Source organism: Bradyrhizobium oligotrophicum, from assembly GCF_051168495.1.
Lineage (GTDB): Bacteria > Pseudomonadota > Alphaproteobacteria > Rhizobiales > Xanthobacteraceae > Bradyrhizobium > Bradyrhizobium oligotrophicum_A.
The window spans coordinates 300,954-310,000 of sequence record NZ_JBNPVB010000005.1 but is presented as its reverse complement, the minus strand read 5'-3'; the positions used below and the strand labels follow the sequence as shown (position 1 = coordinate 310,000).

Here is a 9,047-nt window from a genome sequence, read left to right as displayed (position 1 = left end):
CAAGCTCTTCAAACGCATGCTCGGATACGGCAAGAAAATACGTTTCCCCACGCCACTCCCCCCTCCCAAGGAGGAGATCGCCATCCCACTTGGTTTCAACCTACTCGGCGCCCACCCCCGACGAAAGCGCGCCACCGTTCGTGCCGGCCTGCTTTTACCGCGTCGTGCCAATTAGGTCACAGTCCAGCCTCACCAAATTACCGTTGCGGGGTATCGATCGTCGCGGCTGGCCCGCGATGGGGCCCACTTTCTGCGACCTGACCAAACCCATATAAATTTTAGGCAGAAAGCCGTTGAGCAACGGTTATTCGAGTCGCAGGGGGGCGTCGACCACGGAGGCGTATGCGGCAGATCGGATGGCAGGATGGACGGGTGGCCAAACCGGAGCGGAAAGTTGTCCATGGCCGTCATTCAAGTCTATGGTGCCCCCATCCGCCGTCGATCCGCCTGTGAGGGAGCAAGCCATTGTCGAACGTGATCAGGATCGCCGCTGCCGCTCTCGCCACCATTCTGGCCGGGGTCCTCACGCCGGCGTCCGGGCGCGGGCTCTATCCGCTCACCGAGTGCGGCCCGGATCTCAGCCGGCTGTGCCGCCTGCATGGCGCGTTCGAGGCCACGCCGTTTCACTACAATCTCGCGATCCATCCGGGGTGCATCCGGCGCGTCGCCGTGGAGACCCCCCGGGGCGTTCAATATCGCCGCGCCGTGGTCTGCGGAGCGCCAGAGCGGTCGATGATCCGGTGAATCCGAGACGAGGAGCCCGGGCGGTGGCGCGCGGACCTCGGCTTCATTAACTCGGGTGGTTGCGTCGCCTGTTTTTCACAATTTAACATTAAATATTTTCTCTGGGTACACGGATGGCGTCGGACATGAAAATATGCACGCTGAACAAACTAAAGCTTCAATTGTCGCCGACGAAGAGTAGTTAATAAGTCCTTTCGGTGTCGCGGTAACAATATACTCCCAGCCGCGGCGTATGCCGGAAGTATTTAATGTCTTGCGTTCCAGATGGTAAATTAACTTGTCGCGAGTGGTTAGTTTAATCCCGATCATCGGAGCCGATCGTCGTCGCGATTGCAATTCGCCGGCGTTCGAAAAAAATCCCTTTGAATCTCGCCAACGAGTGGGGTCCGTCCTTGTGTGACGAGTTTAGTGCGGCGTTGATTGATAATGTGGATGTTTGTGGCGGCGGTACATTGAGTTCCGTCCAGAAATCATTGAGCAGAATACGGGACGCGAAGGCGCGTCTGCATGTGCGGTCGCCGGACAACGCGACACCGGCCGCCCTGTTGTCCCAGATAGAACTCTGCGACGCTCTCCTGGACGAGATCCGTTCGATCAGCTGCAGCCTCGAGAAGCGTGTCGAGTCCCCCGGCGTCCCCAATCGCCGCCCGGTGGCCAACAGGCGTCACCGTGGCACCGCTCACCTGATCGCGCCGCGGCACGTCGTGGCGGGCCGCACCAAGCAGCAGAAGTAGGGCCCGGGCAGGCGCGTTGGTCGGTCCGCCGCATTTTCATGGAAGGTGGGGCATGGCCAAGCCGGCGGGTTGCGCTTTGCGCTGACCGAACCGGGTGGAACCCGTCGCGTAGTCGACATCCGCCCGATTCGGCCTCGAGGCATCCCGATGTCAAGGCGGCGCTGAGAGCCCGCGTCTGAACTGCCGACGTGCGCGCGGCAGCATTTGCCGCGTCACGGATCGTTCCCCCCCCCGGCGATCAATCGGATTGATGGCGCGGGCGGCTTGATCGGTGCATCTCTCGATGCGCGCATCGAGCGCTACGGGGCCGACGCAGATCGGAGAAACGGAAGTGAAGTCGGCGCTTGGTGCTGCCGAAAAGCCTCTGGTCTTTTCACCCTGCCCACGGGCGCGTGAGTCGCGATATCAGCCCAATCATGAATTCGTGAAGAGAGTTCTCTGAGGTGATGCGCAATGTCGCGCGCAGCCGATGCGATGGCTGCTTTCATCACTGGGATGTGGCATTCGATATTCGCCACTGCAATCGATGGAAGCGAATGCATCCAGGCAAGTCTGTCGCTGTGCGGCATATTCCCAGTGATGTGCGTAATTAAAACCCTGCTTCGGCATTTTGTGTCGATGCAGAAATATCCATATCCGGGTTATCAGTCTTGTCGCCCGAATAGGTTGTATGCGCTGCGCGCAGGCCGTGAGGAACACCGCATCTACTAAGTGCTCGGCAGCTTCCGCTTGGCCATTTTTGCCGCCATAACTACGACATTCCGTCGCGCCTTCGCCGCATAGTACGGAAATCACTTGCGGATCGTATCGATTTGACATTTTTTCACCGCGTGTGTCGACCGTCCACCGGTTCAAAAAATGGCGTGGACACATTTTCATGGAACGGGGTTGCAGGTTGATATTTGATTGGGGTACAACCTTTTGACGTCGGGGGACGGATATAATTCAAATATTCAGTTTTTCCGACAGCGAACCACTTGCGGATCGAAATACCGAATTATATGACGTTTATCCGGCAGGATAGAGATCACAGACAAAGGTCGCTGTATGTCCACCAAGAAGATCGATTTCGAGGCGATGTCTTTCGATGACCTCTGGTCTCTCCATGAGCAGATCAGTCAGATTCTGGCTGTGAGGATCACGTCTGAGAAGCGCGAGCTCGAACGTCGTCTGGCGGTTCTCAACCGCAGCCGCGGCGCCATCGAGGGGGCGAACAACGAGAGCGCGCAGTCCTACAACGACAACGGCAAGGCGCGGCGCAAATATCCGCGCGTCTTGCCGAAATATCGCAATCCGCAGACCTCCGAGACCTGGTCCGGCCGCGGCAAGCAGCCGCGTTGGCTGGTCGCCGCGATCAAGACCGGGCACCGGATCGAGGAATTCGCGATCAACGGCTCCGGTCTCCCGAAGAGCCGCCGTCAGCGAGCCTGATCGATTGTGGGGCGGCGCGCCGCCTCCGTGAGACGAAGCTGTGCGGCGCGATGCGGCGGCGCGACATGTAAGACTCCTCCGCTAAGACTCGTCCGCCTGGTTTGCCTCTCGAATCGACGAACAGGCTTGGTCCGTCCGCCCGCGAGATGCAACCGCGAGCGACCGAGCCTCCACTGAGGCTCCTGATCCGGCTTCAGGTTGCGAGGCATCGCCGCTGCGATTGCACGCTAATAGGCGTTGTTGCCGCGAATCAGCTCGAGCGGCGTCCGCAGCAGGATGGCGAGATCCAGCGACAGACTCCAATTGTCGATGTACCAGAGATCGAATTCGACCCGCTCTTCGATGGAGGCGCGCGTCGGCGTCGGTCCTCGGCAACCATGCACTTGCGCCCATCCCGTCAGCCCAGGCTTGACCCGGCGACGATACGCATAATTGCGCACGAGCTTGTCGAATTCGTTGTCGTGGGCCAGCGCATGCGGGCGGGGACCGACCAGGGACATGCTCCCGTTGAGCACGTTGAGCAGTTGCGGCAGTTCGTCGATGCTGGTTCGGCGCAGCCACACGCCCAGACGCGTGAACCTGCTGTCGCCGATCTGGGCCTGGACGATGGACGGGCCGTCCTCGAGCACGGACATCGTGCGAAACTTGTAGATCTGAAAAGATCTGCCGTTGAATCCGCACCGCTGCTGCCGGAACAGCACCGGTCCCGGCGAATCGAGCCTGATTGCGATTGCAACGAGCAGCAGCAGCGGCGACAGCAGCGCCAGGGCGGCTCCCGCCAGAACGAGATCCATCAGCCGCTTCGTCGTGTGCTCGAGCGGGCTCATCAGGCCGCGCTGCAGCTCGATGCAGACGGCACTGCCAAGCTCGTGACGAGGGCGCTTGAAGATCTCTGAAGCCGTTCCCACCGGCACGAAACTCACCGGGAAGGGAAGGACCCTCAACTCGGCGCCGAGCGTGCGCAGGTCGGACCACGGATCGGGGCTGGCGCCCACCACGATCTCTTCGATGTCGGAGCCGCGCACGTAATCGATGACGCTTGCAACGACGCTTCGTCGCTGATCCGGATGAGAGCCGGGGTCGGGCAGCAGGAAGTGTCGCTTGACGCGAAAGCCGGTATCCGTGAGTGCCTGGGTCAGGCCCGCATTGTCCTTGCTCGCATCGTCGGTGATCAGAACGATGTTCCGCCCTGAGAACCGTTTCTCGGCCAGGCCCTTCGCCAGCAGATATTCCGTGATCCGGCGATTCAGCACCAGCGCCATCAGCCCGAGCATCGCGAACACGATGCTGGTGCCGCGCGAGAACTCGCTGCCGATCTTCAGCGCGAAGAGCGCGCCGGCCAGCACGAGGAAGGCGGTGATCCAGGTCAGGCAGGTCGCGCGGATCTGCCGCGGCAGGATCAGGAGCTCGGCCGGGCGATACATTCCGCGGATCTTCATCAGCGACACGAACAGCGCCGAGACCAGGATCGCCAGTCCGACCGACTTGCTGACGTCGTTCGCGCCGGCTGCGTCCTGCAGGTGATAGAGAAAGCCGGACAGCACGCTGGACATGGTGATGGTCGCGATGTCGGCTGCGACCGCGAAGGGCTCCACGGCGGCGTAATGGACGGGCCATTTGCGCCGCTGAAATTGCCGTTCCGCCAACATCGCGGCCGGCATGCCGTTCCGATCGAGAGTCTCGGGCTGATCCACGTAATGCATGGGATGTCGGTGTTCGAAACCCGGTTAAAATAGCCGCCTTCGGCGTGATATAATCGAATATTAAATATAAAAAAATAGAAATCGAGACCGAATTATATATTTGTGCAGAATGGTTTTTCAATACCGATGCGATCGCAAATCGCGTGAACCAAATCGGCTCTGCTGCGACGTGCGGCGGCAGGGGCTCCGGCGGAAGCTCAGGAGGATGCGGGACGCCATGGGGATCGATGATGGAGGTGCGCCGATATTTTCAATATCGGCCGCTCAAAATATTGTTTAAAATCGATTATAATCGGATTATTAATTGCAATCGGTCGGCGAGGTCGAAAGATCGTGACGCTCATTTCCAAGATTATGCATCTGAAGGACGTCGAGCCATGAAGGTTGTTTTGTTCTGCGGCGGACTTGGCACGCGGATCCGGGAATATTCCGAGAGCATCCCGAAGCCGATGATTCCGATCGGCCATCAGCCCATCCTGTGGCACGTGATGCAGTACTACAGCCAGTATGGCCATCGCGATTTCGTCCTGTGCCTGGGCTACAAGGCCAATGTGGTGAAGGACTATTTCCTGAACTACAATCAGGCGGCCACCACCGACTGCACGATTTCGCAGTTCGGCAAGAAGGTCGAACTGCTGGGTGAGCGTCCGGCGGATTGGCGCGTCTCGCTCGTCGATACCGGCATCTGGCGCAACATCGGCCAGCGTCTGCGGGCCGTCCGGCACCTGGTGCAGGACGAGGAGATTTTTCTGGCCAATTACAGCGACGGGCTGACCGACGCGCCGCTGCCCGACATGATCGACCGCTTCAAGCGCAGCGGCATGATCGGCTGCTTCATCGCTATTCATCCGCCGATCAGCTTCCACCTCGCCGAGTTCGACGCCAACGGCAAGGTTGGCCGCATGGCGGCGAGCAACGATTCCGACATCTGGATCAACGGCGGCTATTTCATCTTCCGCAAGGAGATCTTCGACTACATCGAGGAAGGCGACGAACTCGTCGTGCAGCCGTTCAAGCGGCTCATCGACCGTGGCGAGCTGATGGCTTATCGCTACGAAGGGTTCTGGCGCGCCATGGACACGCTGAGGGACCGCCAGGTGCTCGAGGAGATGATCGAGCGTGGCGATACGCCCTGGCATTTCGGCGCGAACCTTCCGGCGGTGGTGAACGGATGAGGGCGCTGCAGCTCGCCGGTCGCGGCGACCGGCTGTCGGTCCTGTGTCTCGGTGCGCACTCGGACGACATCGAGATCGGGGCAGGGGGCACCCTTCTGACCTTGCTCGATCGGGGCGTTCGTCTCGACGTGCATTGGTGCGTGCTCAGCGGCAACGGCGAGCGCGGCGTCGAGGCGAGGGCATCAGCCGACGATTTTCTCGCCGAAGCGGCCGTCTGTCATCTCGAAATCATGAACTTTCGCGATGGCTTCTTCCCGGAGCAGGGTGAGGCGATCAAGGCCTGGTTCGAGCAGTTGAAGGGCCGGATCAATCCCGACGTCATTCTCGCGCATCGCCGCGACGACGCGCATCAGGACCATCGTCAGGTCAATCGCCTCGTCTGGAACACGTTCCGCGATCATCTCGTGCTCGAATATGAGATCCCCAAATGGGACGGAGATCTCGGGCGGCCGAACGTCTACATGCCGGTCTCCGAACTGGTCATGAAGCGGAAGGTCGCGCTCTTGATGAAGCATTTCGGCAGCCAGCGCTCGAAGCAGTGGTTCGACCCCGAGACCTTCATGGGTCTGGCGCGGCTGCGGGGCATGGAATGCCGTGCCGCCGAGCGCTATGCCGAGGCGTTCGTCGCCCGCAAGCTCGCGCTGGGGTGATCGTCAGCGGAAGCGGCTGACCCTCGCGTCCGCGCCGGAATTACCCATCGATCGCTGGGATCGGCGAGTGGAGAAATCGCGGCGACCGACGCCGCGGCGCTCGGCTGCAAGCGCTGCAGCGCGGGGAGGCTCGGTAACGGTCAGCCGGTCGCCCGCCGCGGCAGGTCGACCGTCTCCTCCGCCGGCGGGCGCTCGATCGCCGCGGCGGGCACCTTCTCCAGCCAGACTTCGCGCCACCATGCAAAGATGCCGCGCGGGCAGAACAGGCGGTTCTCGCTGTAGCGCGACTGGCAGTAGACCCCGTCGAGGATGACCGCGGGCGTCTTCATCCGCCGGATGTAGCCGGTGCGCTCGTCGATGAATTTCTCGACGCGGGTGCGCACGCGGAACACCTTTCCGCAATAGGGCACCATCTCGGCGTCGAAGCCCATGCCGCGGTTGTTGGTCTGCTTGTCGATGGTTGCGAGAATGTCCTTGTGCGGCCGGACGCGGACGAGGTCTCCCGCCTGCAGTCCGAGATGCGCGATCGGCGCGTCCTTGTCGGTGGCGAGGTCGCCGCGTCGACGCGGAAAAGGCACGCCGCCCCACAGCGACTGGACGCGGTCGTAGATCCAGCGCGCAGGACGCCCGAGTCTCGGGCGGCGCGCCATCGTCGCGCCGACATAGGCGAAGTAGAGGAAGCCGCGGAACATCTTGCCGACGGACACATTGCCGGAGGCGATATCCTCGGCATATTGCCGTGCGTCCCACCATTTCAGCGGCTGGGTGTAGCTCGGCAGCTCGGTCGCCTGACAGGAGTATTTCGGGCCCTTGCCGGCGACCTGATCGGGCGACTTCGTCGCGTCCCACACGGCGCGCGCCGAGCATCCGCCGGACGGCTGGCGAGCGGCTGCGTGCGCGCGGTCGGCCGCAGCGGCTTTGGCCGGATCGACCGGGGACAGCCACGCGTCCTTCCAGAAGATCAGGCAGGCCGCCTGACAGCCGCCATAGGCCTCGCCGTCGCAGCGGAGGTCGAGATGCACGGCGTTGGGCAGGCGCCGCCCAAGCCATTCGCCGGTGTTGTATCCGGTCACCGTATCGCAGGTCTTGTGGGCGCGCTTGTAAACCTGGAAGCGCTGGCCGCACCATTTGAGCATCTGCGGCATGAACGGCAGCCCTTCGAGGCGCCCATTCGCATCGAGCGTCGCGAGAATCTCTTCCTTGCTGCGAACCTCGACCCAGTCGCCGGCGGATAGCGTCATGCTCTGTCTCTCAAATCTTCAAGTAAAGCGTCCGAATTAAAGCGGCCGAGATTTGCGGCTTCCATTTGTTCAATTCGCGGCGATTATTTAATTTTTTGGCATTATAATTAAATAGCCGTCGGTTGTCCCGCCCTGGGTACCACGGATCGTCCTGCGACGCGACCGGCGCGCCTTTTAGCCGGCTTTTCCGACGTTTACCGCATCAGTCGCGGAATGCAATCGGGCCCGCGACGGATTTGCTGGACGCGGCCGGATAATATAATTTATATGATGCGAAAGGTTATTTAAATCGTGCTTTGGTTCGTGGCGTAGAGGGTAACGATTTTGAGAGTGCTCATCACAGGAAACATGGGCTATGTCGGTCCCGTTGTCGCAAGGCATCTGCGGGCGCAGCGGCCGGATGCCACGCTGCACGGTTTCGACAATGCCTATTTTGCGCACTGCCTGACCGGAGCGCCGGTTCTCCCCGAGCGATATCTCGACGAGCAGATCCATGGCGACGTTCGCGACATGGCGCTGGATCTTCGCGGCTACGATGCGGTGGTGCAGCTGGCCGCGATCTCGAACGACCCGATGGGCAATCGCTTCCAGGACGTGACGATCGACATCAACCAGAACACCACCGTGTCGCTCGCCCGGGCGGCTGCGGCGGCGGGCGTGAAGAACTTCGTGTTCGCGTCGAGCTGCAGCGTCTACGGCATCGCCGATGGGCCGCCGCGCAGGGAGGGCGATCCGCTCAACCCCATCACCGCCTACGCCAAGTCGAAGATCGGATCGGAGCAGGGGCTGGCCGCGATCGAGACGGACATGACCATCACCTGCCTGCGCTTCGCCACCGCCTGCGGCATGTCGGATCGGCTGCGGCTCGACCTCGTGCTCAACGATTTCGTCGCCTGCGCGCTCACGCGCCGGCAGATCAGCGTGCTCTCCGACGGCACGCCCTGGCGTCCCCTGATCGACGTCGCCGACATGGCCCGGGCGATCGACTGGGCGGTGGACCGGCCGGCGGCCGCCGGTGGTCGTTTTCTCACCGTCAACGCCGGCTCGGACGACTGCAACTACCAGGTCAAGGAACTCGCCAACGCGGTGGCCGGACGGGTCCCGGGCACTGATGTGTCGATCAATACGTCGGCGCCGGTCGACAGCCGGTCCTACAAGGTGGATTTCGGCCTGTACAAGTCGCTCGCGCCGGATCACCAGCCGCAGGTGACGCTGGGGCAATCGATCCAGAATCTGATCGATGGTCTGAAGCGGATGAATTTCAAGGATGCCGAGTTTCGTTCATCCGATCTGATCCGCCTGAAGGTCCTGCAGGACCATATGGAGACCTCGAGGATCAACGACAGGCTCAAGTGGACGTGACGTCGTC

At 61.5% G+C, this 9,047-nt stretch carries 9 protein-coding genes; 7 read left to right on the top strand and 2 right to left on the bottom strand.

Features of this window, described 5'->3' with window-relative positions; all coding sequences use genetic code 11:
- Positions 1 to 474: 474 nt before the first annotated feature.
- The 4 genes from ACQR1B_RS13075 (at position 475) to ACQR1B_RS13060 (ending at position 2,909) form a co-directional block, all read left to right on the top strand.
- Positions 475 to 744 carry a hypothetical protein gene (locus ACQR1B_RS13075; RefSeq protein ID WP_434831970.1) on the top strand — a complete coding sequence of 90 codons (270 nt, stop codon included), beginning with the start codon at positions 475 to 477 and terminating at the stop codon, positions 742 to 744.
- Between the two features lie 392 nt (positions 745 to 1,136).
- Entirely contained in the window at positions 1,137 to 1,478 is a 342-nt protein-coding gene (locus ACQR1B_RS13070; RefSeq protein ID WP_434831702.1) for a hypothetical protein, read from the top strand.
- 453 nt (positions 1,479 to 1,931) lie between these two features.
- Entirely contained in the window at positions 1,932 to 2,189 is a 258-nt protein-coding gene (locus tag ACQR1B_RS13065) for a hypothetical protein (RefSeq protein ID WP_434831703.1), read from the top strand.
- A gap of 336 nt (positions 2,190 to 2,525) precedes the next feature.
- Complete coding sequence (locus ACQR1B_RS13060) at positions 2,526 to 2,909, top strand: H-NS family nucleoid-associated regulatory protein (RefSeq protein ID WP_434831704.1); 384 nt, start codon at positions 2,526 to 2,528, stop codon at positions 2,907 to 2,909.
- 227 nt (positions 2,910 to 3,136) lie between these two features.
- Here ACQR1B_RS13060 and ACQR1B_RS13055 read toward each other — a convergent pair whose 3' ends face one another.
- A complete protein-coding gene (locus ACQR1B_RS13055; RefSeq protein ID WP_434831705.1) occupies positions 3,137 to 4,612 on the bottom strand; it encodes an undecaprenyl-phosphate glucose phosphotransferase in 1,476 nt (491 codons plus the stop codon).
- 377 nt (positions 4,613 to 4,989) lie between these two features.
- Here ACQR1B_RS13055 and ACQR1B_RS13050 point away from each other — a divergent pair, with 377 nt between their 5' ends.
- Positions 4,990 to 5,787, top strand: coding sequence for a glucose-1-phosphate cytidylyltransferase (locus ACQR1B_RS13050; protein WP_434831971.1), 798 nt, complete (start codon positions 4,990 to 4,992; stop codon positions 5,785 to 5,787).
- The gene (locus ACQR1B_RS13045) at positions 5,784 to 6,437 is read left to right on the top strand and encodes a PIG-L deacetylase family protein (protein WP_434831706.1); all 654 of its coding nucleotides are present in this window, start codon (positions 5,784 to 5,786) and stop codon (positions 6,435 to 6,437) included. Before ACQR1B_RS13050 ends, ACQR1B_RS13045 begins: the two co-directional genes overlap by 4 nt.
- A gap of 140 nt (positions 6,438 to 6,577) precedes the next feature.
- Here the strand turns inward: ACQR1B_RS13045 and ACQR1B_RS13040 are convergent, their stop codons facing one another.
- Positions 6,578 to 7,678, bottom strand: a complete 1,101-nt coding sequence (locus ACQR1B_RS13040) for a hypothetical protein (protein ID WP_434831707.1) — start codon at positions 7,676 to 7,678, stop codon at positions 6,578 to 6,580.
- A 324-nt stretch (positions 7,679 to 8,002) separates the two neighbouring features.
- Here ACQR1B_RS13040 and ACQR1B_RS13035 point away from each other — a divergent pair, with 324 nt between their 5' ends.
- Positions 8,003 to 9,040 carry an NAD-dependent epimerase/dehydratase family protein gene (locus ACQR1B_RS13035; RefSeq protein ID WP_434831708.1) on the top strand — a complete coding sequence of 346 codons (1,038 nt, stop codon included), beginning with the start codon at positions 8,003 to 8,005 and terminating at the stop codon, positions 9,038 to 9,040.
- Positions 9,041 to 9,047 lie beyond the last annotated feature (7 nt).

Bases quoted from the DNA above. Each gene is read 5' to 3' on its own strand.
- ACQR1B_RS13065 (WP_434831703.1), top strand. From the start codon at position 1,932: ATGTCGCGCGCAGCCGATGCGATGGCTGCTTTCATCACTGGGATGTGG.
- ACQR1B_RS13060 (WP_434831704.1), top strand. From the start codon at position 2,526: ATGTCCACCAAGAAGATCGATTTCGAGGCGATGTCTTTCGATGACCTC.
- ACQR1B_RS13055 (WP_434831705.1), bottom strand. From the start codon at position 4,612: ATGCATTACGTGGATCAGCCCGAGACTCTCGATCGGAACGGCATGCCG.
- ACQR1B_RS13045 (WP_434831706.1), top strand. From the start codon at position 5,784: ATGAGGGCGCTGCAGCTCGCCGGTCGCGGCGACCGGCTGTCGGTCCTG.
- ACQR1B_RS13040 (WP_434831707.1), bottom strand. From the start codon at position 7,678: ATGACGCTATCCGCCGGCGACTGGGTCGAGGTTCGCAGCAAGGAAGAG.
- ACQR1B_RS13050 (WP_434831971.1), top strand. From the start codon at position 4,990: ATGAAGGTTGTTTTGTTCTGCGGCGGACTTGGCACGCGGATCCGGGAA.